Source organism: Microbacterium abyssi, assembly GCF_015277895.1.
GTDB lineage: Bacteria > Actinomycetota > Actinomycetes > Actinomycetales > Microbacteriaceae > Microbacterium > Microbacterium abyssi.
This window is the reverse complement of record NZ_CP063815.1, coordinates 686,782-710,938: the sequence shown is the minus strand read 5'-3', so window position 1 is coordinate 710,938 and position 24,157 is coordinate 686,782. Positions and strand designations below refer to the sequence as shown.

The window sequence follows — 24,157 nt, the reverse complement described above, 5'->3', positions numbered from 1 at the left end:
CAGCCGTAACGTCTTGACCACCTGTCTGACCCACGAGAGAGAAACCCCGTGAGCCACCCGCGCACCTCCACCGACCAGGAGGGTCGATCACCGTACCCCCTCATTGTGCGAGGGGGTGAGATCTGATGCTCGAGGCGTTGCTCACGCTTCTGCTGGGCATCCTGGTGACGCTGGCGATCATCGTCGCGTGCGGATTCTTCGTCGCGCAGGAGTTCGCCTACATGTCCGTCGACCGGGCTCGTATCGCAGCGAAGTCCGAGAAGGGCGACCAGCAGGCGCAGCGCGTGCTGGCGATCACCAAGCGCACGTCCTTCATGCTGTCGGGGGCACAGCTCGGCATCACAGTGACCGGCCTGCTCATCGGCTACGTCGCCGAGCCGTTGATCGGCGAGTCGATCGGCACGCTCCTCGGCGGTGTGGGTATCGACCCCGCCGTCTCAGTGCTGATCGGAACCACCGGTGCGCTGCTGCTCGCGACGATCGTGACGATGATCTTCGGCGAGCTCTATCCGAAGAATCTCGCGATCGCGAGTCCGGAACCGCTTGCTCGTGCGCTTGCAGTACCCACGCGGATCTACCTGATGCTGTTCGGTTGGCTGATCACCGTGTTCGACAAAGCGGCCAACGCGCTGCTGCGTCTGCTGCGCATCGAGCCGCTCGAAGACGTGGATGAGAGCGCGACCGCGCGCGACCTCGAAGCCATCATCGAGGAGTCGCGCGTCAGCGGTGACTTGCCCGACGACCTGTCGGTGATGATCGACCGCATTCTCGACTTCCCCCAACGCGACGTCGAGCATGCGATGGTGCCGCGTTCGCAGATCGACTCGGTCGCTCCAGACACCACCGTCGCAGAGGTCAAGGCGATGATGTCGACCGGTCACACTCGCTACCCCGTGATCGGCGATGAGGACACGCCCGTCGGCGTCGTCGAGCTCGTCGATCTGCTGCGGCAGCAGCCGGCCGACGACGCGCCGGTCGCGACGGTGATGCGCGAGGCTGTGGTGCTCCCCACATCGATGCTGCTGCCGGTGGCGCTCGATCGTATGCGCCAGACCCGCAACGAACTCGCGTGCGTCGTCGACGAGTACGGGAACTTCGACGGCATCCTCACGATCGAAGATCTCACCGAGGAGGTCGTGGGTGAGCTCTCCGACGAGCACGACTTCGACGTGCACGAGGTCACGGTCATCGGCACCGCCTCCTGGACGCTGCCAGGCGACGTGCACGTCGACGAAGTCGAGCGACTCGTCGGTCACGACCTCTCCGACGACGACACCGAGACGATCGCCGGCCTCGTCATCCGAGAGCACGGCGACCTCCCATCTGAGGGCGCGACCGTCCGGATCGACATCCCCGAGAAGCCGTCCGAGACCGTTCAGGGCATCCACATCGAGCGGTGGCTCGACATCGTGGTCGTCGAGATCGAACGCCACGTCCCCTCCCAGCTCGCGGTCCGCCTGCACGAGCGCCACCCCGACGAGGATGCCGAAATCGCACCGGTCGAGGACGACACCGAGAAGAGGGCCCGATGAGCTGGTGGCTGGTCACACTCATCACGACCGCACTGATCGTGGCCAGTGCGTTCTTCGTGATCGTCGAGTTCTCCCTTCTCGCGGCGCGACGCCACCGTCTCGAAGAGGAAGCCGCTAGCAGCGCATCCGCGCGGGCGGCGTTGCGCGGCATGAATGAGCTCACTGTCATGCTCGCGTTCGCCCAGCTCGGGATCACAGCGTGCACGTTCCTGCTCGGCGCGATCACGAAGCCGGCGATCGACTACGCGCTCTCGCCGACCTTCGAGCAGTGGGGCCTGCCGTACGTCCTCGCCGACATCATCGCGTTCATGCTCGCGCTGATCGTGGTCACCTTCCTTCATCTCGTGATCGGTGAGATGGCGCCGAAGTCGTGGGCGATCGCGCACCCGGAGACCGCGGCGAAGGCTACGAGCGTGCTCGCGCGTGCGCTGACCTGGCCGTTGCGTCCCTTCCTCCTGTGGATCAACCACCTCGCCAACCGGCTCGTGAAGGCGTCCGGTGTCGAGCCCGTCGAGAAGGCGGCTGCCGGCGGGCAGGATGTCGATACGATCAGGGAACTCGTCGCCCACTCACGTAAGGCCGGCGCCCTCGAGGCGCACTACTCCGAGCCGATCAATCGCGCCATCGCGCTCGGCACGCTGACCGTGGGCGAGATCGTCCGCACGGATGACGCGCCGACCTCCGTGCCGTCGACGGCCACCGTCGCAGAGATGCAGGCGGTCGCGGCAGCATCCGGCCATCTTCGGATCCTCGTCGGGACGGGACCCGACTGCGGTGTCGCGCACGTCCGCGACACGCTCGCCGCCGCCCCCGACGCGAAGGTCGCCGAGATCACTCGGCGACCGCTGGTCATCTCTCCTGAAGTCCCGGCATTCGAGGCGCTGGCGCGTATGCGCCGCGACCGCGTTCAACTCGCGACCATCGTCGACGAGGGCCGTCTCATCGGGGTCGTCACTCTCGACGACCTGCTGCGCGAGATACTGCCCGGAGGGTCGGAAGTCGGCGCCCAGTAGTCGGAGCCGATGCGAAGTGGACGCGACGGCGGGAGTCGAACCCGCAACACCATCAGGTATGAGCTGAAGCCCGGGGCCACCCGGATCGCCGCGATGACACCGACGTTACCGGGCCGTGATGATTCTGACCAGGATGGATTTCCGGTATCTCACCGTGCGACGTCGGATGACGTCGTGTGACGCGGCTCAGGGGGCGGCGCGTCCAGCGCACGCAGCATCCGCGCCAGAACCTCCCGGAGTTCCGACCGATGAGGTTCGGGGAAATCCGTGGCGTATTCGACGCCCGCGGGGATCCACAGCATCCCGTACAGCGCGTCCCGCCAGTCCGGTCCGCCGATCGGCCAGCGCGTCCGCGCGGCGTCCTCCGCGGTCGCCCCCTGCGCCCACACCCCGAAGTGCTCCTCCATCTGCGACAGCGGGATCTCCATCACGACGTCCGTCTCGATCTTCTGCGGCGACCACGACGTCGCGATCAGGATCCGCTCGGCGACCTCCTCCTCGGAGATGTCCCGCCTGGCGAACAGCACCCTGGCGTGTTCGACGCTCGCGATCCGGTCGACGCGGAAGGTGCGCCAGTCGTCGCGATCCAGGTCCCAGCCCAGCAGATACCAGTTCCGATCGGCGGGAGCGAGCACGTGAGGCTCGACGCGGCGGACCGACTCCACGCCGTTCCGATCGGTGTACCGCAGCCGCACCCGTTCACCGTCGCGCGATGCCAGGGCGAGTTCGCCGAGGACGTCCGGTGAGATCACCGGCAGCTCACCGACGCGCGTCGGCTGCACTGACGCGGCCAGCGCGTTCACCCGCCTGCGCAAGGCGGGCGGCAGCACCTGTTCGAGCTTGGCCAGGGCGGTGAGCGAGACCTCGAGTCCGCCGACAAGCTGCTGGTTGGCCGTGGCCCGGAGGCCGATCGCCATGACGACCGCCTCATCGTCGGTGAGCAGCAGCGGCGGCACCGCGCTGCCCGCCTCCAGTCGGTATCCGCCGGAGAGGCCCGGCGCGGACTCGACTCGATAGCCGAGATCGCGCAGCCGGTCGACGTCCCGGCGCACGGTGCGCTCGGTGACCGCGAGCCGGCGAGCGAGCTCGGCCCCCGACCAGTGGCGGTGCGTCTGCAGCAGATTGAGCAGTGCGAGCGCCCGAGATGTCGTATCCATCATGAGGTCAAGATTGCCAGATCATGCGGACCGAATCTGTCCGCATCTGTTCCTACCCTCATCTCATGGCAAACGAGAACATCATCCAAGCCGGGGGCCTGACGAAGGTCTTCACTGCGAAGAAGGCCAAGGTCACCGCTGTCAGCGACCTCACCTTCACAGCCCGCCGCGGCGAACTCGTCGCGTTCCTCGGGCCCAACGGCGCAGGCAAGTCGACCAGCCTCCGCATGTTGACCACCCTCATCCCGCCGACGTCGGGCTCGGCTCGCGTGGTGGGTCACGACATCCGATCGGATGCCGCCGGCGTCCGCGCACGGATCGGCTACGTCGGCCAGCTGACCAGCGGCAGCTTCTCCCAGCGAGCGCGCGACGAGCTGCTGAGCCAGGGCGCCTTCTACGGGATGTCCCGGCGCGACAGCATCCGTCGGGCCGACGAACTGATCGAATCGCTCGACCTCGGCACGTTCGCGAATCGCGCTGTGCAGCAGCTCAGCGGCGGACAGAAGCGCAGACTCGATGTCGCGCTCGGTCTGATGCACGCGCCCCCGCTGCTCTTCCTCGACGAACCGTCGACGGGCCTCGACCCGCAGAGCCGCGCGAACCTCTGGGAGCACATCCTCAAGCTGCGAGCGCAGCACGGCACCACGGTCTTCCTCACGACGCACTATCTCGAAGAGGCCGACCGCTACGCCGAACGCGTCATGGTCATGGATCGCGGACGCATGATCGCCGACGACACCGCCGATGCGCTCAAGGCGACACTCGCCGGAGACCTGCTGACGTTCGGCTTCGCGGATGCTGCCCAGGCAGCCGATGCACGAGAGGTGATCACGCGCTTGAGGCCGGTGGAGGTCACGCTCGACGGCAGCGTGCTGTCCTTCGCCGCACCGGAGGGGAGCCGCCTGCTGCCGGAGCTCGTCCGAGCCCTGGATGCCGCCGGCATCTCGGTGCGCAGCGCCACCGGTGTCCCTCCCACGCTGGATGACGTCTTCCTCGCACTCACCGGACGCACCCTTCGCGAGGCCGGCGAAGGAGAAGACGGCGATCCGGCCGAAACGTCGCCGGAGGCGGCATCCACCACGACAGGAGCACTCTCATGAGCACCGCCGACAGGCTCGTCCGGCCCAACGTCGCACGTGACACCTGGAATGTGCTGACCCGGGAACTCAAGCCCGTTCTGCGCGACCCGTTCACGCTGATCTTCAGCCTGCTGCAGCCGCTCGTCTTCCTCGGGCTGTTCGCGCCCCTGCTCATCAGCGGATCCGGAGCCCCCGCGAGCGCGACGCTGCAGTGGTTCGTGCCCGGCGTCCTCGTGATGATCGTGCTGTTCGGCACCGGCGCGACCGGATCGAACCTGCAGTACGAGATGATGACGGGTTCGCACGAGCGCACGCTCGTCGCACCCCTCGCACGGTCGTCGCTGCTGATCGGCCGCGCGCTGAAAGAGGTGGCGCCGATCGTGATCCAGTCGGTGATCATCGTGGTGATCGCCTTGCCGTTCGGGTTCACCGCCGATCCGCTCGGGCTGACGGCCGGACTGGCACTCCTCGCGGTGTTCGGCGTCGGGCTCGGCTCTCTGTCCTATGCGCTGGCGCTAGCGACCAAGGACCGCGAGTGGCTGTTCTGGGGCGTGCAGCAGTCGCTGATCTTCCCGCTGTTGATCCTGTCCGGGATGCTGCTCCCGCTGGACGACGGACCGGGATGGATGCGGGTGGTCTCCTCGATCAACCCCGTCAACTGGGTCGTCCAGGCCGAGCGCGCGCTGATCGCGGGTGACTTCGGCGCGGCCACGGTCGCATGGGGCTGGGTGTCCGCGCTGGCGGTGTGCATCGTGGGCCTGCTCGTCGGCGTTCGGGCGATCAGGCGCAGCAGCTGAGTTCCGCTGTGCGGTCGTCTCGCCTTCGCGCGGCGTCCGCACAGCCGCCCGACTTACACTGGAGAAGTGAAGATCCCGCCCATTGTCACCTACACCGTGCTGCGCCTGCTGGCGTTCCTCGTACCCCTGGCGATCATGTGGTTCTTCTTCCCGATCATGCGCGAGCTCTGGTGGCTGACCGCCATCTTCGCCGCGCTCATCGGCATGAGCCTGTCGATCCTGTTCCTGCGCCGGCCGCTGTCCGGAGCATCCGCCGAGATCCACGAGCGCCGCGAGGCGCGCGGGGTCGGCCGGCAGAGCGTCGCGGCCGAGGATGCCGACGCCGAGGATGCCGCGCTCGATTCGGCGAACGACGAGACCCGCGCTCCGCGGGAGGGCTGAGTTCAGCCGACGAACGCCCAGTACAGCGCGCCCGCGTACGCGAGCGCCGTGAGCGACGTGAGCCCGAGCGCGACGACGAGCTCGCGGGCCTGACGGTACGACCACACGATGACGATCGCGGGGATGCCGCCGAGCAGAGCCATCAGCGCGAGCCACGCGATCGGGTACAGCAGCGCGATGAACGCGGCGATGCCGAACGGCACGAGCATGAACAGGGTGTACACCGCCCGGGTGGCCCGTCGTCCGATCATCACGGTGAGCGTGCGCTTGCCGACCTCGCGGTCCTGATCGATGTCGCGCAGGTTGTTGGCCAGGAGCACCGCGCAGCCGAACAGTCCCGCGGCGACCGCGCCGAGCCACGCCTCCGGAGGCAGCTGGAACGCCTGCACCCACGTGGTGCCTAACACGGGCACGAGCCCGAAGAAGATGAAGACGAAGACCTCGCCGAGCCCGAAGTATCCGTAGGGGCGCTTGCCGCCGGTGTAGAACCAGGCGGCGACGATGCATGCGGCGCCGACCGCCAGCATCCACCACTGTCCGGTGCGGATCACGATCGTGAGCCCGACCAGCGCGGCGAGCGCGAAGAAGGACAGGCCGATCATCAGCACGGTCCTGGGGTTCACCCGGCCCGATGCCGTCAGGCGGGCGGGCCCGACCCGGTGGGCGTCGGTGCCGCGGATGCCGTCGCTGTAGTCGTTGGTGAAGTTCACGCCGATCTGCAGCAGCACGGCGACGGCCAGGCAGGCGAGGGCGATGACCCAGTGCAGCTCGGGATCGACCAGCTGCGCCGCCCCGGTGCCGATGACAACGGGGGCGACCGCGAGCGGCAGCGTGCGCAGGCGCGCGGCGCCGATCCAGTCGCGGGCGGTGATCGGTGGCGCCTCGACGATCGGTCGCTTCGCGGGGTTGCCGCTGGTGCGTACGGGCTTCCGCTTCGGGGTCGACGCCTTGCGCTTCGAGGATGCTGCCACGAAGGGAAAGCTTAGTCGCGGAGGTGCGTCACATCTTCGCCCCGGGCAGCGTGCCGGACTGCTCGATCCAGGAACGGATCTGGTCCTCATCCACCTCGTCTTCCTCGCGGATGTCGAGATAGCGCACCTCGTCGTGTTTCGAGGCCTTCGGAGGCACCGGCGTGAGCGAGGTTCCTTTGAGGAACTGCACTTGCACGTAGTCGGTGTAGCAGCGAAACGAAACGAGCCAGGTCTCACCGTCGGTGCCGTAGTGCGGCTGATTCCACTTCACCGCTTTCCGGACGTCGGGGAGGCTCTTCACGATGAGGTCGTCGAGGCGTCTGCCTATGTCGTGTTTCCATTCGGGCATCGCCGCGATGTAGTCCTGTACCGGCCCGTCACCATCACCCTTGGGAATCTGAGGGTTTCCGCCCGACAGCAGCCGGGGTTCTTTGCGACTGATCATGCGGCCCTCCCAGGTGCGCGTCACCGAGTCGGATTGCTGTCCTTGCCGTCGAGCCACAGGGTGTCACTCGCATCCCCGTGAGTGCCACCGGAGCCGACGTGCTTGGCATCGATTGTCGCACCCTTGGTGATCACATGCACCATGGCCATGCCGTGACCACGCCCGAGGTCGTAGTCGGTCTTGAGCCATTCGAGGATGGGCGTCGCCTTGGTGGTCTCGTCGAACCCCTTCTCGCGTGCGAGGTCGACGAGCTGGCGCGGGGTGAGCCCGCTCTTGGTCTCGACGGCGTCGAGGTAGGCCTGAAAAGACATGGTTCTCCTGGTTTCGGTCAGTCGATGAAGGTCTGGATGATCTCGGCGGATGCGTGGATGCAGAGGATGCGCAGCGTTCCCGCGCCGATGTTGGTGAAGCCGTGCACGACGCGCGGCGGAACGGTCGCGGTGTCGCCGGTTTCGGCGATCAGGACGTCGTCGCCGCGGCGGATCTGCACGGCGCCCTCGACGACGACCCACGTCTCGGAGTAGGGATGCCAGTGCAGGCCCGGGCCTTCGCCCGGCTGATTCTCGACGAAGAAGTACGAGATGTCCGCGTCGTGCTCGGCGCCGACGAACCGGCGCGTGCGGCCGGTTCCGATACGGGTCTCCGCAGCGGTGACGATTCCGTCTGACAGGGATGCGGTGCTCATGCGTCCAGTCTCGACACCGTCGCGACCGCACCCTAGAGTTTCGATGTGGTTCGAAACATGACGGCGGGGCGCCCTACCGAGGGGGCGGAGCACCCGGACCATCGCGTCGAGTTCGTCCTCAGTCCCGGCGACATCCAGTCCGTGCGCTTCGGCGTCTCCCCGGGGCACGAACTGGCCCACGCCGTGCGGGTGCTGCTGCGCCCTCAGCAGCACCCGCTGCAGTGGGGTTGGCTGCGCAACACGCGCGACCGGCTGCCGCGCGAGAGCTTCCGCCTGCTCGCCGCCGTGGTCGGCGACGACGGCTACCTGCCGGACTTCCTCACCGCGACCCCCAGCTGGGACATGACGCCGGCTACCGAACTCGAGGCCTTGCGCTCGGCGCAGCTGGACCCGATGCGAGTCGACTTCGGGAAGATGGTGCTGCGATCGAGCGGCTCTCGTCAGAGTGCGCTGCTGGAGATGCAGGAGCATCCCGCACAAGCGCGGGCGATGATCGCGGATGCGTGGCAGGACGTCTGGGATGCCGCGGTGGCGCCGGTCTGGCCACAGCTCGATCGCCTGCTGCGCGCGGATATCGCGGTGCGCTCGCGGACGATCGCGACCTCGGGGATCTCCGGCATGGCGAACGGGTTGCACCCGAACGTCAGCTGGGGCGCGGGCGCCGTGCGGGTGCGCCTGCGCAGACACAGTGAACAGGTGGATTGCCGCGGGAGTGGACTCGTGCTCGTGCCGTCGGTGATGTCGTCGTGGGGATGCATGGTGCTCACGGAGCAGCCGGCGCAGCCGACGCTGTTCTACCCCGCGCGCGGAGTCACAGCGGGGTGGTCGCGAGAGGCCGCCGATGTCGCCACTGCGCTGGGCGCACTGCTGGGACCGGCGCGTGCCGAGATCCTGCTCGGGGCGGGCGTCGCGCGCACCACCTCGCAGGTCGCTCTGGATGCTGGGATCGCCGTGTCGACGGCATCCCATCACCTCACGGTGCTGCGCGACGCCGGCCTCATCGCCAGCGAGCGCGATGGCGCACGGATGCTGCACCTGCGCACCCCGCTCGGCGAGGCGATGGTGGGAGCGGTGCTTTGACTACTCCTCGACCGCGATCGGCCGGTTCTCGTAGTACGTCTGCAGGACGACGGTCGTGCGCGTGCTGACGTTCGCTATGCCGCGGATGTCGCCGACGAGCTGCTCCAGTGCACGCGGCGACGCGACCCTGACGAACAGCATGTAGCTCGCGTTGCCCGCGATCGAGTGGCACGCCTCGATCTCCACGAGGTGCTCGAGCAGCTCGGGAGCGTTGTCGGGCTGACCAGGATCGAGCGGGGTGATCTCGATGAACGCCGACAGGGGCTTCCCCAGCGCCTCGGCATCCAGCACCGGCCGATAGCCGGTGATGACCCCGCGCGATTCCAGTCTGCGCAGCCGCGACTGCACGGCCGACGTCGACAGCCCGACGGCGTCCGACAGCTGCGCCAGCGTCGCGCGGGCGTCGCGGGAGATCTCAGCGATGATCCGGCGGTCGACAGCATCCTCCATAGGTGGAAGAATATCGGCGTACTCACTGTTTGGCCGGATATTTTCCGCTGAGTCCACGATCGGAGGTCCCGATGTCCACTCCCCTTCAGAACACTGCCATCATCGGCGAGCCCGAGGTCGTGGAGGACGCCGCAACCGCCGAGAACAGTGCCGCGTGGCGGATGCTGAAGGACGCCGCGATCGCGATCCGCAAGCTGCAGGTGAAGGACGGGTCGATCCCCTCGGCGGACGACCATGAAGCCGCCCGCGGCCACGTCGCCGTGATCACCGCCGGCATCCGTGCCCTGTCTCCCGCCTTCCCGCACGACGCCGAGTATCTCGCCGCGTCCGTCGCGGACTTCGAGCGCTGGTCGTCCGGCGGCTTCGAGGTGCCGGACTTCCTCGACTCGCTGATGGCTTTCCAGCCCCAGCAGCACCGCGTCGACGGCATCCGACACCTCGTCGTCTTCCCGATGTACACCCAGAACGGCTCGCCGGATCGGCTGGTCGAGGCGCTCATCGTGCAGGCGATCTGGCCGGAGTTCATCGGCGAGCTCGAGGCCGGCGACTACGGCAACAAGCTGTTCGTCTCGCTGCGGCTGATCGACTTCACGCCCGGTTACGACACGAACTCGGCTGTGCTGTTCCCCGAGACCGTGGCGATGCGCGAGATACCGCCGTTCACGTGGGGGGCGATCTTCCAGGATCGCGAGGCGGCCCGCTACCGGCGCGTCGTACGCGCGGCGTCAGGAATCACCAAGCTCGAGCTGCCCGAGGAGGCAGCGCGGATGCTGGATGACCAGGACCTCACGGAGAAGACGTTCGTGATGTGGGACATCATCCACGACCGCACCCACATGCGCGGCGACCTGCCGTTCGACCCGTTCATGATCAAGCAGCGGATGCCGTACTTCCTGTACTCGCTCGAAGAGCTGCGCTGCGATCTCACGGCGTTCCGCGAGTCGGTGGCCATCGAGAAGCGGCTGCGCGCCGCGGAGGTGCTGTCGGAAGCCGAGCAGGAGATGCTCGAGCACGCCGGGCTCGTGCAGTACGCGGTCATCTTCGATCGGATCTTCCGGTTCGCGATCACCGGCTCGCGCGTACGCAACTACGACGGACTGGGCGGGCAGCTGCTGTTCGCCTGGCTGCACCAGCGCGGCGTTCTGCACTGGACCGACACGCGGCTCACGTTCGACTGGGACGGTGTTCCGGATGCCGTGATCGCCCTCGGCGAGGCGATCGACGAGTTGTACTGGCGGTCGATCGACCGACCGAAGACGGCGCACTGGCTGGCGGCTTACTCCCTCGTGAGCTCGGTACTGACGCCGAACCCGGCATCCGTCTGGGCACGCGGGCTGACGGACGAGGTGCTGGCGGGCGCTCCGAAGGGATACACCGACGCGGTGCTGGACGACGAGTTCCCCCTGTCGATGTTCTTCGAGGCGCTGGAGAAGAAGATGCGGCCGGTGATCGAGTCGACGTCCGGGATCCGTGCCTCGGATGAGTGAACGCGGCGCGCGCCATGACTGCTGAGGGACGCACGGTCGTGCTCGCCGGGGGAACGAGCGCGGCGGGGAATGCGGTCGCGCGGGCGCTGGTGGATGCCGGCGCCCGCGTGGTTGCGACCGGGCGGTCGACGGAGCGTCTCGATGCGCTGCGGGATGCCGGGGCGGAGACGCTCGTCGCCGATGCGACCTCGCTCGATGACATGCACAGACTTGCTGGGGCGCTCGGGGCCGTCGACGGGGTGTTCCCGCTCGTCGGCGGATGGCGGGGAGGCGGCGGACTCGCCGGGCAGTCCGATGCGGACTTCGCCGCCCTCCTGCCGGCGTTCGAGGCCGTGCGGGCGACCTCGCGCGGCTTCGATGCGCTGCTGCAGACGTCGGATGCCGGACGGTTCGCGATCGTGTCATCCACAGCAGTCGTCCGTCCCCTCGCGGGAGGCGCGAACTATGCGGCGGTCAAGGCCGCGAGCGAAGCCTGGGCGCGGGCGGTGGCGCACGGGTTCGCGAAGAGCGCTCGGGATGCCGGTGAGCCTCTGCGCGCGGCATCCGTGGTGTTCCGGGCGAAGGCGCTGGAACCGGAGGCGCTCGCTGCGGCCGTCGTCGGGCTGTGGGATCACGCGGCGGAAGAACTCAACGATCGCGTCGTCGACCTCTGAGCGGGAGTCTGCTGTCCGGACCGGTGCGGCTTCGACTCGCCTTCGGCTCGCTCAGCCCGTTTCGTCTCGCTCCGCTCGCTCAACGACCCGCGGGGCGGCCCAGGGCGTTCGGGCTTACGCTCTGCGGGGCGTTGAGTGGAAGAGCCGAAGGCTCCGAAGACGAAACGGGTTGAGCGCGCGCAGCGCGTCGAAACCTGCTTCAGCCGCGCTGTTCCGGTGGGATGCCGGGAACGGGCGGCCGTGCACCCGTGGCCGTTTCGTCCGGGATCTCTTGCTCCGGCGCCTTCTCGTACAGCAGCGTGAGCTTGCGGTAGGAGCGGGTGAAGAACGCCAGGCCCGCCGCAACCACCATGACGAGCCCGGCGAACAGACACACGAGGGCGATACCGCGCGCATCGCCCTCGCCGAGCAGCCACCCCCACTGCTGCTGGCCGTCGGCGCTGTCCATGTACGGGATGATGAGGAACTCTGCGATCGGGGCGATCAGGAACGCCGTGATGGGAGCCGCGCTCGCCTCCAGCGCCGCCGCCGTTCCGAACACGCGGCCCTGCCGCTGGAACGGGACGACCTTCTGGATCACGGTCTGCTCGGCAGCCTCGACCGGCGGCACGAGCATCATGTAGAACCACATGCCGACGACGTACAGCGGCCACCACTCGCGCAGCATGAAGACGGCACCGAGCAGCCCCATCGCGATCACGACCAGCAGCATCGTGCGCACCGGCCGCTTGCCGAGTCCGAACTTCGCCACCAGTGCCCCGCCGATCAGGAACCCCGTCGATGCGAATGCCAGGGCGATGCCCCACAGCTGGGCGTTGAACAGCGTCAGGCCGTACGGATCCATCAGCGCCATGTAGACGCCGCCGATGAGGTTGTTGAACGTCGAGAAGATGATCAGCGCGAACAGCCCCGGTGCGAGCCGGATCGCCTGCACGCTTCCGCGGAAGTCGAGCGCGCCCGACGAATCCGGATCGGGCACCGGCTCGGTTTCGGGGATCCGGATGAAGAGCAGATGCACGAAGCTGACGCCCATGGCGACGATCGCGATGATCAGCGTCCATCCCATACCGAGGAACCCGATCGACAGCCCGGAGAAGACGCTGGTCACCAGGAAGGCGATGCCCTGCACCGTGCCGACCAGGCCGTTGGCGTTGGCCCGTTTCTCCTCCTCGATGAGCAGGGTCACCGTGGTCGAGAGCGCGATGTTGCGCAGCTGCTCGATGACGCCGCCGAACAGGATGATGGCCGCGAACACCCAGAACCAGGGCGCCCCGAGGTCCAGCAGCTGATCTTCCGTGAAGAAGAGGTAGAGCACGCCTGCGGCAGCGAACGCGACCGCCGAGACGACGCTCGAGAGCAGCATCACCGCATGTTTGCGGTGGCGGTCGACGACAGTGCCGAACACCATCGCGAACAGGGCGACGAAGAGCATGTACGCGCCGCCGATGATGCCCGTGGCGAGCACCGACCGGGTCTCGATGTACACCCAGAACGTCAGCGCGAACCACAGGAAGCTCGTCGTCACATTGGCGATGAGCGTGTTGATCAGGACGTTGGCGAAAGCAGTTCTCGCGGCGGTGCGCGGCATGAGTAAAAGAGTAGGCGCCGCCGCCGACATCCGACATAGGCTGTTTCGGTGAGCACTCTGCATGACCCCGCGATCCGGGGATTCGCGTCGGACAACTACTCCGGCATCCATCCTGAGGTCCTGGCGGCGATCGCCGCCGCGAACGACGGTCACCAGATCGCCTATGGCGAGGATCAGTACACCGAGCGGCTGCAGGAGGTGTTCCGGGGGCACTTCGGCGACGGCATCCAGGCGTTCCCGGTCTTCAACGGCACCGGTGCGAACGTCGTCGGGCTGCAGTCGATGCTGCCGCGCTGGGGCGCGGTGATCGCGGCATCCACCGCTCACATCAACGTCGACGAGGGTGGCGCGCCCGAGCGCATGGGCGGCATGAAGTTGCTCACCGTTCCGACCGAGAACGGCAAGCTCACTCCTGAGCTCGTCGACCGCGAGGCGTGGGGCTGGGGCGACGAGCACCGCGCGCAGCCGCTGGTCGTCTCGATCACGCAGTCCACAGAGCTCGGCACCCTCTACACCGCCTCGGAGATCCGCGCCCTCGCCGATCACGCGCACGGCCACGGGATGCGGCTGCACATGGACGGCTCGCGCATCGCTAACGCCACTGCGGCGCTCGACGTCCCGGTCCGCGCCTTCACGCGCGATGCCGGCGTCGACGTGCTCAGCTTCGGCGGAACGAAGAACGGCGCCATGCTCGGCGAGGCCATCGTGGTGCTGAACGCCGAAGCTTCCGAGGGGCTCGTCTACGGCCGCAAGTACTCGATGCAGCTGGCATCCAAGATGCGCTTCGTCTCTGCGCAGCTGATCGCGCTGCTCGAGGGCGACCTGTGGCTGCGCAACGCCCGGCACTCCAACGCGATGGCCGCGCGCCTGCGCTCCGGCGTCGAGGCGGGCCTGGCCGACGGCAGCATCCGCGGCGTCGAGTTCACGCAGCCGACCCAGGTCAACGGCATCTTCGCGACGCTCCCCGAGGGCGTCGCCGACCGGCTGCGCGAGTCGTTCCGCTTCTACGACTGGGATGCCGCGCGCCGCGAGGTCCGCTGGATGTGCAGCTTCGACACTCAGGAGTCCGATGTCGACGCATTCATCGCCGAGATCGGCCGCCTGACCATCGCCTGAACTGTATTCATCGGAATATAAGCTGACGCGCCGTGTTGTACCGAAGACACGGCCCGACACCCGCCGGGTCGATCCCACAAGGAAAGAGGAGATCATGACTCGTTTCGATGGACGCGTCGCCCTGGTCACGGGCGGCGCAAGCGGAATCGGCAAGGCGACGGCACAGCGCATCGCATCCGAGGGCGGAGCGGTCGTGATCGCCGACGTGCAGGACGACCTCGGCGCTCAGGCCGTCGCGGAGATCGAGAAAGACGGCGGCAAGGCGCTCTTCATCCACCTCGACGTCACCGACGAGGCCGGCTGGGATGCTGCGATCGCCAAGACCATCGAGACCTTCGGCGGCCTGAACATCCTCATCAACAACGCCGGCATCGGCGACAACGAGCCCATCGAGGTCACCACCAAGGCCACCTGGGACAAGGTCGTCGCTGTCACTCAGACCAGCGTCTTCCTCGGTATGAAGGCTGCGGCCGAGGCACTCAAGAAGAGTGGCAACGGCTCGGTCGTGAACACCAGCTCGATGTACGGCATCGTCGGCTCCGGCGTCAGCCCCGCCTACCACGCCGCCAAGGGCGCTGTGCGGCTGCTGACCAAGACCACCGCCCTCGGCTGGGCCAAGGAGGGCGTGCGCGTGAACTCGGTGCACCCCGGTTTCATCGACACCCCGATCCTCGGCGACACCGACCGCGACATGCTGATCGCGGGCACCCCGATGGGCCGCCTCGGCAAGCCCGAGGAGATCGCGGCGCTGATCACCTTCGTCGCCAGCGACGATGCCAGCTTCGCGACGGGCTCGGAATTCGTGGCCGACGGTGGCGTGACCGCCGGCTGACGTCCGCGCTTCTGGAGGCGACCGTCATCGACGCCCCCTCTCAGCATCGACGCCCCCAGCCGCAGACGTCTGCAGCTGGGGGCTTCGGCGGCAAGAGGGGGCGTCGACGCGCCTCGCTTGGGCGGCCCGGCGGGGAGGCGCGCGGGCTACCGCAGCAGGCCGAGGCTGGCGAGCGCGTTGCGGATCAGCGTGCCGCGGCCACCCTCCATCTCGGCCGAGACTGGGTCTGATGCCGCTTCCTCCGGGGAGAACCAGGTGACCTCGAGAGCATCCTGGCGCGGTTCGCATGTGCCCGTCACCGGCACGACGAACGCCAGCGACACAGCGTGCTGCCGGTCGTCGTGAAAGGCGCTGACGCCGGGAAGCGGGAAGTACTCGGCCACCGTGAACGGCAGCGGCTGCGGAGGGAGCAGCGGGAACGCCATGGGACCGAGATCGTTCTCGATGTGCCGGAACAGCGCATCGCGGACGGTCTCCCCGAACCGCACTCGCCCGGACACGATCGTGCGCGTCATCTCGCCCAGCGGCGTGGATCGGAGCAGGATGCCGAGCTCGGTGACCTGGCCCGTCCCGTCGGTGCGCACGGGAATCGCCTCGACGTAGAGCATCGGCAGCCGACGGCGCGCTTCAGCGAGTTCGAACTCGCTCAGCCAGCCCGGATTGTTCGCGTCGGCGGGCAGCTCGCTGAACTGCGAGAGGTCGTCGTCCTCGCCGTCGGGGTCTGGGTCAGGTGTTCGCACCGCCATGCTCCATTTCTACCAGTGTCGGTGTCCGCTGGCAGGATGGCAGTGTGAGCGACTCCCTGATGATCGATGCGGATGCCACCCGTTGGACTCCCGGAGATCGCGACGGGCTGCCGCTGCTGGTGATGCTGCACGGCTACGGCTCCGACGAGAACGACCTGTTCGGCCTGGTCCCGTTCCTGCCGGACGGGATCGCCGTGGCATCCGTCGCCGCGCCCCTCACGCCGCCGTGGCCTTCGCCCGGGCGCTCGTGGTACCCGATCGAGGGCATGGAGAGCCGGCATCCGGATTCCGTGACCGCAGCCGCCCACGCGCTGTTTGGGTGGCTTGACGTCGCGGCCGCCGACGCTCCGCGGATCGCGTTGCTCGGCTTCTCGCAGGGTGCCGCTGTCTCGCTGCAGGCGATGAGATTGGATGCCGCGCGCTTCGGTGCGATCGTCGCGCTCAGCGGCTACGCCACCCCCGGCGACCTTCCCGACGATGAGGAGCTGCGCGCGTCCCGACCGCGGGTGTTCTGGGGGCGCGGGACCCACGACGACGTCATCCCGCAGGTGCTGATCGACCACACTGCGCAGTGGCTGCCCGATCACTCCGACCTCACCGGTCGCGTGTACCCCGGGCTCACGCACAGCGTCTCCGAAGACGAGCTGCAGGACGTGCGGGTCTTCCTGGAGAAGTGGCGGGACGGTTCAGCGGACTGAGCCGGGGCCATTCGGGTCGGCATCCGGGCGTGCGTCGTCATGAGAGGCGTCGCGTTCAGACGCGGCATCGTCCGAACCGTCGATGTCGGGGCCGTCAGTCGCCGCGTCAGTGCCGCTCTCCGGCGGCTTCCGCCGGCCGGCGGCCCCGAAAGCGAGGGCGAATGCGATTCCGATCGCGACTCCGATGGAGATGCCGAGTCCCATGTTGTCCAGAGCCGAGCCCATCGCGACTCCGACACCCATCCCCAGAGCGATGCCGATGCCCCAGCTGGCGCGCTGACGCGCCTCGCTGCTGCTCATGTCGTTGTCGGCCATACCCCCACGGTACGTCGTCGCGGCGGTGGCGGCATCCGCCTCTCGACGGATATCGCGACACGCCCGACGGTTGCGCCACGCGACACGCCCGGGTAGCATCGTCGAGTCCTGTCCGCCGTGTTTGGAAGTTCATTGATCTGAGTCGTCGCCTCCGCGCCCATCTTCCCGCGCGCTGACACGACCCTTCCTAGTACGGTTTCGCCTCCGGCTTCTCGGCGCTCTTCCCAGCGTCCCCACGGACCGCGACCGGTGTCAGTGCATACGCACACCCCGGAGACACGCATGTCAACACCGACCACTCGTTCCTCGGTCACCCTCGACCGACTCACCTTCACCTGGCCGGACGGCTCGACCGCGCTCGACGACGTCACCGGGTCGTTCGGCACCGGCCGCACCGGCCTCGTCGGACGAAACGGCTCAGGCAAGTCCACACTGCTGCGGCTGGTCGCCGGCGACCTCACTCCGAAGTCGGGCACCATCTCGACGACCGGCGAGGTCGCGTACCTGCCGCAGCAACTCACTCTCGACACGGACCGCCGGGTCGCCGAGCTCCTCGGCATCGCCCCGGCGCTGGATGCTGTCCGCGCCATCGCCATGGGTGACGTCGACCCGGCCCGCTTCGACGCAGTCGGCGACGACTGGGACATCGAAGCGCGTGCCGAGGTCGCCCTCGCTGAAGCCGGTCTCGATCCGTCGTTCCTCGACCGCCGCGTCGGGGAATTGTCGGGCGGCGAAGCCGTGCTCGTCGCCATCGCCGGCATCCGCCTGCGACGCGCACCGATCACTCTCCTCGACGAACCGACCAACAATCTCGATCGTGACGCGAGAGCCAAGCTCGCCGCGATGGTGCGCGCCTGGAAGGGCACGCTCATCGTCGTGAGCCACGATGTCTCCCTGCTGGAGCTGATGGATGACACGGCAGAGCTGTACGCCGAGACGCTCAGCGTGTTCGGCGGTCCGTATTCGGAGTGGCGGACGTGGCTGGATGCCGAGCAGAACGCCGCCCGCCAGGCCGAGCGCGACGCGAAGCAGGCGCTCAAGAAGGAGAAGCGCCAGCGCATCGAAGCCGAGACGAAGCTCGCCGGACGCGCTCGCGTTGCGAACAAGGCGTTCGTCGAGAAGCGGGTTCCGAAGATCATCGCGAACGGGCGGAAGATGGCCGCGCAGGTGTCGGCCGGCAGGCTGCGCACCGAGGTCGCCGAGAAGGAGGCCGAAGCTCGTGACGCTCTGGACGCGGCAGGTCATCGCGTGCGTGGGGACGCCTCGATGAAGATCGAGCTGCCCGATCCCGGTGTGGCGCGCGGTCGGCGCATCGCGACGATCAGCGATGCCGAGCGGTCGTGGGTGATCCAGGGACCGGAGCGCGTGGCGCTCATCGGCCGTAACGGCGTCGGGAAGACGACGCTGCTGCGGCGGCTGGTCGCCTCCGCCGCCCCGCACGACTCCGGAGAATTCTCGCGTATCCGCACCGATTCGGCGGCGAATCCTTCAGAACCGGAGAATCTCCGGAGTGATGCGGGCGAAGCGCTCGAGGCGCACGCGCACACCGACCGCATCGGCTACTTGCCGCAGCGGATCGATGGGCTCGACGACACGCGATCGGTCATCGAGAACGTGGCGCTTGCCGCACCCGCGATCCCGGAGAAGGAGCTGCGCAACCGGCTCGCCAGGTTCCTCATCCGCGGCGACACGACGGATCGGCCCGTCAGCACGCTGTCCGGCGGCGAGCGCTTCCGCACGGCGCTGGCGACGCTGCTGCTGGCCGACCCCGCCCCGCACCTCGTGGTGCTCGACGAGCCGACCAACAACCTCGACCTCGACACTGTCGATCAGGTCGTCGAGGCGCTGCGCGCCTACCGGGGAGCGGTGCTCGTCGTCAGCCATGATGATGCGTTCCTCCACCGACTGGACCTCGATCTCATCCTCGAACTCGACAGCGATGGCCGACTGAGCGACCCGCGCGAGACCGTGTGAGGCTACTTGGCCCGGCTGCTGCGCATCGCCCTGGTGTGCGCGAGGGAGGGATCGGCGACGAACGCCGCGTACTCCTCCGAATCTCGCGGCACCAGGGCGACGCGGCCCTCCGCATCGTGATGCGTGCCCCAGCCGTATCGCTTGCCGAGAGGCGAGGACCGCAGGCATGGCTGCCCCTTCGAGAAGAACTCCGCCCTGGCCGCTGCGTCGCCGGGGTCGATGCCCTTGCGCAGCGCGTGCGTCTCGAAGATGACGTCGTCGGATGTGCGTCCATACGGCTTCTCTGCGATGAGGCGGTAGTGGAGCGCCGCGATCGACAGGTTCTCCGCGATCGGCGGTTCTGCGCCGTGTTCGATCGGACAGTCCTCGGAGACCGCGATGAAGGTGCCCTGGTAGTTCGTCGTGTGGTCAGCCATGACACCACCATCCACCCGCGCACCGACATTGTCGAGAGCGCATGTCGGATGCCTGCACGATGATGGAGAGATGAGCGATGTGCTCGACCGCTTCACCCCGGCAACTCAGGACTGGTTCCGGGGTGCGTTCGCCGCGCCCACCAACGCGCAGGCCGGTGCATGGGAAGCCATCTCGGCGGGCAAGCACGCACTCGTGGTCGCCCCGACCGGGTCGGGCAAGACGCTGTCGGCGTTCCTGTGGGCGATCGACAGCGTGTTCCGCGAGAAGACGGATGCCGCGGACGCCACCGGCACTCGCATCCTGTACATCTCGCCGCTCAAGGCGCTCGGCGTCGACGTCGAGCGCAACCTCCGCTCGCCTCTCGTGGGTATCGGCCAGTCCGCCCGCCGGCTGGGAATCGATGCGCCGGGCGTGACCGTCGGGGTGCGTTCGGGAGACACCACTTCGAGCGATCGCCGCAAGCTCGTCTCGAACCCGCCCGACATCCTCATCACGACGCCCGAGTCTCTGTATCTCATGCTCACCAGCCGAGCCGGCGAGACCCTGCGCGGCGTGCACACCGTGATCATCGACGAGGTGCACGCGGTCGCGGCGACCAAGCGCGGCGCCCATCTCGCCGTGAGCCTGGAGCGCCTCGACGCCCTGCGGCGGGCAGCGGGTGCCGACGCGCCGGCGCAGCGCATCGGCCTGTCGGCGACCGTGCGGCCCATCGACGAGGTGGCGCGGTTCCTGGGCGGATCCGCGCCGGTAGAGATCGTCGCGCCCAAGGCATCGAAGACGTTCGAGCTCTCCGTATCCGTCCCGATGGAGGACATGACGAACCCGCCCCCGCCACCGGGGGTGCCGTCCGATGACGATGTGGATGCCGAGTACACCGAGGTCACCGGCTCGGTGTGGCCGCACGTCGAAGAGGCCATCGTCGACCGCATCCTCGAGAACAACTCGACGATCGTCTTCTCCAACTCCAGGCGCCTCGCCGAGCGTCTGACCGGACGGCTCAACGAGATCTACTCCGAGCGGATCGGTGTTCCGCTCCCCGACTCTTCCGCGCCTCCTGCCCAGATGATGGCCCAGGCCGGCTCGACCGCAGGCGCCGACCCCGTACTCGCCAAGGCGCACCACGGCTCGGTGTCGAAGGAGCAGCGCGCGCTCGTCGAGGAGGAGTTGAAATCCGGCATCCTGCGCTGCGTCGTCGCCACCAGCAGCCTCGAGCTCGGCATCGACATGGGTGCCGTCGATCTCGTCATCCAGGTCGAGGCTCCGCCGTCCGCGGCATCCGGCCTGCAGCGCGTGGGCCGCGCCGGCCATCAGGTCGGTGAGGTGAGCCGCGCGGCGCTCTTCCCCAAGCATCGCGGCGACGTGCTGCACACCGCGATCGTCACCGAGCGGATGCTGGCCGGCCAGATCGAAGCGATCGCCGTGCCGCGCAATCCGCTCGACATCCTCGCCCAGCAGACCGTCGCAGCGTGTGCGCTCGACGCGATCAGCGTCGAGGAGTGGTTCGAAACCGTGCGCCGGTCGGCACCGTTCCAGTCGCTGCCGCGCTCGGCGTACGAGGCGACGCTCGATCTGCTCGCGGGGCGATTCCCGTCCGACGAGTTCGCCGAGCTGCGCCCGCGTCTGGTCTGGGACCGGGATGCCGGCACCCTCACCGGCCGCCCGGGCGCGCAGCGGATCGCGGTCACCAGCGGCGGCACGATCCCCGACCGCGGACTGTTCGGGGTGTTCGTCGCCGGCGAGGGCGCAGGCCGCCGCGTCGGCGAACTCGACGAGGAGATGGTCTACGAGTCTCGCGTGGGCGACGTCTTCACGCTCGGGACGACGAGCTGGCGCATCGCCGAGATCACCCACGATCGGGTGAATGTGATCCCCGCATACGGACAACCGGGCAAGGTGCCGTTCTGGCACGGCGACGGAATCGGCCGGCCCTATGAGCTCGGCGAGGCGCTCGGCAAGTTCTCGCGGGAAGTGGATGCCGCGCCACCTGAGAAGGCCGCACAACGCCTCATCGACGCCGGCCTCGACGAACAGGCGCGCGCGAACCTCCTCGCGCATCTGAAGGAGCAGCGCGAGGCCACCGGCACCCTCCCCACCGACCGCAATCTCACGGTCGAACGAGGTCGCGACGAAGTCGGCGACTGGCGCGTGATCCTGCATTCCCCCTACGGCATGAAAGTGCATGCGCCATGGGCGCTGGCCATCAACGCGCGGGTCCGCGAGCGTCTGGGCGTCGAAGGATCGGCCGTGGCGAGCGACGATGGCATCATCGTGCGCGTGCCGGATGCCGATGCCGAGCCGCCGGGCGCGGAGCTGTTCGTTTTCGACGCTGACGAGATGGAGCACATCGTCACCGAAGAAGTCGGTGGGTCCGCCCTCTTCGCCTCCCGGTTCCGCGAGTGCGCGGCACGCGCGCTGCTCATGCCTCGCATGAACCCGAACAAGCGGACGCCGCTGTGGCAGCAGCGGCAGCGCTCCGCGCAGCTGCTCGAGGTCGCGAGGCGCCATCCGACCTTCCCGGTGATCCTGGAGACCCTGCGGGAGGTGCTGCAGGACGTCTACGACCTGCCGTCGCTGCGTCGCCTCACGACCGCGATCGCGGAGCGCCGGGTGCGGCTCGTGGAGACCGAGCCCGCGCAGCCCTCGCCGTACGCGCGTGACCTGCTGTTCGGATACGTCGGCGCGTTCATGTACGAGGGCGACTCACCGCTGGCCGAGCGGAGGGCCGCGGCGCTCTCGGTGGATCCCGCACTGCTGGGCGAGTTGCTCGGCACTGTCGAGATGCGCGAGCTCCTCGACCCCGACGTCATCGCGCAGTTCGAGCGCGAGGCGCAGCGGCTGGATCCGGATCGCCGTGCGCGCGGGCTCGAGGGCGTCGCCGATCTGCTGCGCACGCTCGGCCCGCTCGACGCCGCCGAAGTCGCCGCCCGGTTGGACGTCCCCCCGCAGCCGGATGCGTCCCCCCGCGGTTCGTTGAGCGAGCCGGAGGCGAGACGAAACGGGTTGAGCGAGGGCGGCGGAGGCGTCCGAGTCGAAGCCGTCCCTGAAGCCCAGACCCACCTCGACGCCCTGATCGCCGCCCGCCGCGCCATCCCGGTCACGATCGCGGGCTCCTCCCGGGTCGCCGCCATCGAGGATGCCGCGCGCCTCCGCGACGCGCTGGGAGCGGCGCTGCCCACCGGCATCCCGGTCGCGTTCCTCGAACCGGTCGCCGATCCGCTCGGCGACCTCATCTCACGGCACGCGCGCACGCACGGTCCGTTCACGACGGATGCCGTCGCCACCCGATTCGGCCTTGGCACCGCCGTCGCACGCCACACGCTTCAGCGTCTCGAGCAGTCAGGGCGGGTGACGAGCGGGTACTTCCTGCCCGAGGCATCCGGAGCCGCATCGGAGAGCGAGTGGTGCGACACCGAGGTGCTCCGGCGGCTGCGGATGCGCTCGCTCGCGGCGATCCGCGGCAGCGTCGAACCGGTCGCACCCGAGGCTTACGCCCGCTTCCTGCCGGACTGGCAGCACCTCACCCGGCCGCTCGAAGGCGTCGACGGCGTGCTGGCCGTGATCGAGCAGCTCGCCGGGGTGCCGATTCCCGCAAGCGCGTGGGAGTCGCTGGTGCTGCCGTCGCGGGTGCGCAATTACTCCCCCGCGCTGCTGGACGAGCTCACCTCGAGCGGCGAGGTCATCTGGGCCGGGCACGGAACGCTTCCCGGGCGCGACGGCTGGGTGTCGCTGCATCCCGCCGATCTCGCCCCCTTCACGCTGCCGGAGCTCGACACCGAGATCGCACCGGATTCGCTCGAGCGCGCACTGATCGCCGTACTCGAACGCGGCGGCGCGTACTTCGCCGCGCAGCTGAAGGAGATGGCGGGGGCAGAGAACGAGCAGTCCGTGCTCGAAGCCCTCTGGAACCTAACCTGGTCGGGGCACGTCACCAACGACACGTTCGCTCCGGTTCGCACGCTTCTGGCGGGAGGGTCGCAGGCGCACAAGTCTGTGCGGCGCGCGCCGCGCGCGCGGACCTTCCGCGGCGTGTCCTTCTCCGGACAGCCGTCGCGGCCCACCGTCACGGGCGGGCGCTGGTCGCTGCTTCCCACCGCAGGCCCGGCAGGAGCGTCGGCCACGGCATCCCGCCGCGCGACGGTCTCAGCAGGCCTCCTGCTCGACCGCTACGGCGTCGTCACCCGCGGCGCCGTACAGTCCGAGGGCACACCCGGCGGGTTCGCGCAGGCGTACCGCATCCTCGCGGGGTTCGAAGAAGCCGGACACTGCCGGCGCGGCTACGTCATCGAGAAGCTCGGGGCCGCGCAGTTCGCGGCATCCACGACCGTCGACCGCCTCCGCACCTTCGCGAATCTGCCCGATCCCGCTCCCCTCCGGTCGATCACGCTCGCCGCGACCGATCCTGCGAACCCGTACGGCGCCGCGCTCGCGTGGCCGCGGCGCGAGGGCGTCTCGCACCGTCCAGGCCGAAAGGCCGGCGGACTCGTCGTGCTCGTCGACGGCCAGCTGGTGCTCTACCTCGAACGGGGCGGACGCACGGTGCTGGCGTTCGACGACGATCCGGAGGCGCTGCGCGCCGCGGCGTCCGATCTCGTCGCGACCTCACGCGCCCGCCGGCTCGAGACGCTCACTGTCGAGAAGATCAATGGCGAGCCGATTTACGGCACGAGTTTCGCCACGGCCCTGCAGGAAGCCGGTTTCGTGCCGACCCCGCGCGGCTACGCACTGCGGAAGGCCATCTGAT

Annotated in this window: 23 protein-coding genes and 1 tRNA gene; 13 read left to right on the top strand and 11 right to left on the bottom strand. The window is 68.5% G+C overall.

The genetic code is table 11. The features are described 5' to 3' along the window. Positions 1 to 125 precede the first annotated feature (125 nt). Positions 126 to 1,532 (top strand): hemolysin family protein, encoded by a 1,407-nt coding sequence (locus tag IM776_RS03450; RefSeq protein ID WP_194421657.1) that lies wholly within the window; start codon positions 126 to 128, stop codon positions 1,530 to 1,532. Further along, positions 1,529 to 2,545, top strand: a complete 1,017-nt coding sequence (locus tag IM776_RS03445; protein ID WP_194421656.1) for a CNNM domain-containing protein — start codon at positions 1,529 to 1,531, stop codon at positions 2,543 to 2,545. The genes IM776_RS03450 and IM776_RS03445 overlap by 4 nt, the downstream gene beginning before the upstream one ends. Before the next feature lie 17 nt (positions 2,546 to 2,562). On the opposite strand, the gene IM776_RS03440 is transcribed toward IM776_RS03445, so the two are convergent. Both IM776_RS03440 and IM776_RS03435 read right to left on the bottom strand, forming a co-directional pair. Next, positions 2,563 to 2,638: transfer RNA gene (locus IM776_RS03440), tRNA-Met, on the bottom strand. 56 nt (positions 2,639 to 2,694) lie between these two features. After that, positions 2,695 to 3,705: a helix-turn-helix transcriptional regulator gene (locus tag IM776_RS03435; RefSeq protein ID WP_194421655.1), complete on the bottom strand. Its 1,011-nt coding sequence runs from the start codon at positions 3,703 to 3,705 to the stop codon at positions 2,695 to 2,697. Positions 3,706 to 3,767: 62 nt separating this feature from the next. Between IM776_RS03435 and IM776_RS03430 the strand changes: the two genes are divergently transcribed. The 3 genes from IM776_RS03430 to IM776_RS03420 all read left to right on the top strand — a co-directional run bounded on the left by IM776_RS03430 (position 3,768) and on the right by IM776_RS03420 (position 5,959). After that, positions 3,768 to 4,802 (top strand): ATP-binding cassette domain-containing protein, encoded by a 1,035-nt coding sequence (locus IM776_RS03430; RefSeq protein WP_194421654.1) that lies wholly within the window; start codon positions 3,768 to 3,770, stop codon positions 4,800 to 4,802. After that, the gene (locus IM776_RS03425) at positions 4,799 to 5,578 is read left to right on the top strand and encodes an ABC transporter permease (RefSeq protein WP_194421653.1); all 780 of its coding nucleotides are present in this window, start codon (positions 4,799 to 4,801) and stop codon (positions 5,576 to 5,578) included. The genes IM776_RS03430 and IM776_RS03425 overlap by 4 nt, the downstream gene beginning before the upstream one ends. A gap of 66 nt (positions 5,579 to 5,644) precedes the next feature. Then, positions 5,645 to 5,959 carry a DUF4229 domain-containing protein gene (locus IM776_RS03420; RefSeq protein ID WP_194421652.1) on the top strand — a complete coding sequence of 105 codons (315 nt, stop codon included), beginning with the start codon at positions 5,645 to 5,647 and terminating at the stop codon, positions 5,957 to 5,959. 2 nt (positions 5,960 to 5,961) lie between these two features. On the opposite strand, the gene IM776_RS03415 is transcribed toward IM776_RS03420, so the two are convergent. From IM776_RS03415 to IM776_RS03400, 4 genes are read right to left on the bottom strand one after another with little or no spacing between them, the layout of a single operon-like run. Continuing rightward, a complete protein-coding gene (locus tag IM776_RS03415; RefSeq protein WP_194421651.1) occupies positions 5,962 to 6,930 on the bottom strand; it encodes a 1,4-dihydroxy-2-naphthoate polyprenyltransferase in 969 nt (322 codons plus the stop codon). 28 nt (positions 6,931 to 6,958) lie between these two features. Beyond that, positions 6,959 to 7,399, bottom strand: a complete 441-nt coding sequence (locus IM776_RS03410; protein WP_228479900.1) for a DUF1801 domain-containing protein — start codon at positions 7,397 to 7,399, stop codon at positions 6,959 to 6,961. After that, on the bottom strand, positions 7,396 to 7,686 hold the full coding sequence (locus IM776_RS03405; RefSeq protein ID WP_194421650.1) for a DUF4287 domain-containing protein: 291 nt from the start codon (positions 7,684 to 7,686) through the stop codon (positions 7,396 to 7,398). Before IM776_RS03405 ends, IM776_RS03410 begins: the two co-directional genes overlap by 4 nt. Positions 7,687 to 7,703: 17 nt before the next feature. Then, entirely contained in the window at positions 7,704 to 8,060 is a 357-nt protein-coding gene (locus IM776_RS03400; protein ID WP_194421649.1) for a cupin domain-containing protein, read from the bottom strand. A 45-nt stretch (positions 8,061 to 8,105) separates the two neighbouring features. Here IM776_RS03400 and IM776_RS03395 point away from each other — a divergent pair, with 45 nt between their 5' ends. Continuing rightward, positions 8,106 to 9,140: an ArsR/SmtB family transcription factor gene (locus tag IM776_RS03395; RefSeq protein WP_228479899.1), complete on the top strand. Its 1,035-nt coding sequence runs from the start codon at positions 8,106 to 8,108 to the stop codon at positions 9,138 to 9,140. Here IM776_RS03395 and IM776_RS03390 read toward each other — a convergent pair whose 3' ends face one another. Next, the gene (locus tag IM776_RS03390; protein ID WP_194421648.1) at positions 9,141 to 9,590 is read right to left on the bottom strand and encodes an Lrp/AsnC family transcriptional regulator; all 450 of its coding nucleotides are present in this window, start codon (positions 9,588 to 9,590) and stop codon (positions 9,141 to 9,143) included. A gap of 71 nt (positions 9,591 to 9,661) precedes the next feature. On the opposite strand from IM776_RS03390, the gene IM776_RS03385 reads away from it, so the two are divergent. Both IM776_RS03385 and IM776_RS03380 read left to right on the top strand, forming a co-directional pair. After that, the gene (locus IM776_RS03385; protein WP_194421647.1) at positions 9,662 to 11,077 is read left to right on the top strand and encodes a DUF6421 family protein; all 1,416 of its coding nucleotides are present in this window, start codon (positions 9,662 to 9,664) and stop codon (positions 11,075 to 11,077) included. Positions 11,078 to 11,091: 14 nt separating this feature from the next. Continuing rightward, complete coding sequence (locus IM776_RS03380; protein ID WP_194421646.1) at positions 11,092 to 11,730, top strand: SDR family NAD(P)-dependent oxidoreductase; 639 nt, start codon at positions 11,092 to 11,094, stop codon at positions 11,728 to 11,730. Between the two features lie 199 nt (positions 11,731 to 11,929). Here the strand turns inward: IM776_RS03380 and IM776_RS03375 are convergent, their stop codons facing one another. Beyond that, a complete protein-coding gene (locus IM776_RS03375) occupies positions 11,930 to 13,318 on the bottom strand; it encodes an MFS transporter (RefSeq protein WP_194421645.1) in 1,389 nt (462 codons plus the stop codon). A 48-nt stretch (positions 13,319 to 13,366) separates the two neighbouring features. Here IM776_RS03375 and IM776_RS03370 point away from each other — a divergent pair, with 48 nt between their 5' ends. Together IM776_RS03370 and IM776_RS03365 are read left to right on the top strand one after the other, a co-directional pair. Beyond that, entirely contained in the window at positions 13,367 to 14,434 is a 1,068-nt protein-coding gene (locus IM776_RS03370; RefSeq protein ID WP_194421644.1) for a threonine aldolase family protein, read from the top strand. Positions 14,435 to 14,528: 94 nt separating this feature from the next. After that, positions 14,529 to 15,266, top strand: coding sequence for an SDR family NAD(P)-dependent oxidoreductase (locus tag IM776_RS03365; protein WP_194421643.1), 738 nt, complete (start codon positions 14,529 to 14,531; stop codon positions 15,264 to 15,266). A gap of 146 nt (positions 15,267 to 15,412) precedes the next feature. Here IM776_RS03365 and IM776_RS03360 read toward each other — a convergent pair whose 3' ends face one another. Then, positions 15,413 to 16,012 (bottom strand): NUDIX hydrolase family protein, encoded by a 600-nt coding sequence (locus IM776_RS03360; RefSeq protein ID WP_194421642.1) that lies wholly within the window; start codon positions 16,010 to 16,012, stop codon positions 15,413 to 15,415. Positions 16,013 to 16,056: 44 nt separating this feature from the next. Between IM776_RS03360 and IM776_RS03355 the strand changes: the two genes are divergently transcribed. Continuing rightward, positions 16,057 to 16,710, top strand: a complete 654-nt coding sequence (locus tag IM776_RS03355; RefSeq protein WP_228479898.1) for an alpha/beta hydrolase — start codon at positions 16,057 to 16,059, stop codon at positions 16,708 to 16,710. On the opposite strand, the gene IM776_RS03350 is transcribed toward IM776_RS03355, so the two are convergent. After that, on the bottom strand, positions 16,699 to 17,025 hold the full coding sequence (locus tag IM776_RS03350) for a glycine zipper domain-containing protein (RefSeq protein WP_194422696.1): 327 nt from the start codon (positions 17,023 to 17,025) through the stop codon (positions 16,699 to 16,701). The genes IM776_RS03355 and IM776_RS03350 overlap by 12 nt on opposite strands. Before the next feature lie 282 nt (positions 17,026 to 17,307). On the opposite strand from IM776_RS03350, the gene IM776_RS03345 reads away from it, so the two are divergent. Continuing rightward, positions 17,308 to 18,999, top strand: coding sequence for an ABC-F family ATP-binding cassette domain-containing protein (locus tag IM776_RS03345; protein WP_194421641.1), 1,692 nt, complete (start codon positions 17,308 to 17,310; stop codon positions 18,997 to 18,999). 2 nt (positions 19,000 to 19,001) lie between these two features. Here the strand turns inward: IM776_RS03345 and IM776_RS03340 are convergent, their stop codons facing one another. Beyond that, entirely contained in the window at positions 19,002 to 19,415 is a 414-nt protein-coding gene (locus tag IM776_RS03340) for a DUF6157 family protein (RefSeq protein WP_194421640.1), read from the bottom strand. 70 nt (positions 19,416 to 19,485) lie between these two features. On the opposite strand from IM776_RS03340, the gene IM776_RS03335 reads away from it, so the two are divergent. Beyond that, on the top strand, positions 19,486 to 24,156 hold the full coding sequence (locus IM776_RS03335; protein ID WP_194421639.1) for an Lhr family ATP-dependent helicase: 4,671 nt from the start codon (positions 19,486 to 19,488) through the stop codon (positions 24,154 to 24,156). The last annotated feature ends 1 nt before the right edge of the window (position 24,157 follow it).

Bases quoted from the DNA above. Each gene is read 5' to 3' on its own strand.
- IM776_RS03430 (WP_194421654.1), top strand. From the start codon at position 3,768: ATGGCAAACGAGAACATCATCCAAGCCGGGGGCCTGACGAAGGTCTTC.
- IM776_RS03400 (WP_194421649.1), bottom strand. From the start codon at position 8,060: ATGAGCACCGCATCCCTGTCAGACGGAATCGTCACCGCTGCGGAGACC.
- IM776_RS03365 (WP_194421643.1), top strand. From the start codon at position 14,529: ATGACTCGTTTCGATGGACGCGTCGCCCTGGTCACGGGCGGCGCAAGC.
- IM776_RS03340 (WP_194421640.1), bottom strand. From the start codon at position 19,415: ATGGCTGACCACACGACGAACTACCAGGGCACCTTCATCGCGGTCTCC.
- IM776_RS03450 (WP_194421657.1), top strand. From the start codon at position 126: ATGCTCGAGGCGTTGCTCACGCTTCTGCTGGGCATCCTGGTGACGCTG.
- IM776_RS03345 (WP_194421641.1), top strand. From the start codon at position 17,308: ATGTCAACACCGACCACTCGTTCCTCGGTCACCCTCGACCGACTCACC.
- IM776_RS03360 (WP_194421642.1), bottom strand. From the start codon at position 16,012: ATGGCGGTGCGAACACCTGACCCAGACCCCGACGGCGAGGACGACGAC.
- IM776_RS03405 (WP_194421650.1), bottom strand. From the start codon at position 7,686: ATGTCTTTTCAGGCCTACCTCGACGCCGTCGAGACCAAGAGCGGGCTC.
- IM776_RS03380 (WP_194421646.1), top strand. From the start codon at position 11,092: ATGACTGCTGAGGGACGCACGGTCGTGCTCGCCGGGGGAACGAGCGCG.
- IM776_RS03350 (WP_194422696.1), bottom strand. From the start codon at position 17,025: ATGGCCGACAACGACATGAGCAGCAGCGAGGCGCGTCAGCGCGCCAGC.
- IM776_RS03385 (WP_194421647.1), top strand. From the start codon at position 9,662: ATGTCCACTCCCCTTCAGAACACTGCCATCATCGGCGAGCCCGAGGTC.
- IM776_RS03425 (WP_194421653.1), top strand. From the start codon at position 4,799: ATGAGCACCGCCGACAGGCTCGTCCGGCCCAACGTCGCACGTGACACC.
- IM776_RS03335 (WP_194421639.1), top strand. From the start codon at position 19,486: ATGAGCGATGTGCTCGACCGCTTCACCCCGGCAACTCAGGACTGGTTC.
- IM776_RS03375 (WP_194421645.1), bottom strand. From the start codon at position 13,318: ATGCCGCGCACCGCCGCGAGAACTGCTTTCGCCAACGTCCTGATCAAC.
- IM776_RS03445 (WP_194421656.1), top strand. From the start codon at position 1,529: ATGAGCTGGTGGCTGGTCACACTCATCACGACCGCACTGATCGTGGCC.
- IM776_RS03435 (WP_194421655.1), bottom strand. From the start codon at position 3,705: ATGATGGATACGACATCTCGGGCGCTCGCACTGCTCAATCTGCTGCAG.
- IM776_RS03390 (WP_194421648.1), bottom strand. From the start codon at position 9,590: ATGGAGGATGCTGTCGACCGCCGGATCATCGCTGAGATCTCCCGCGAC.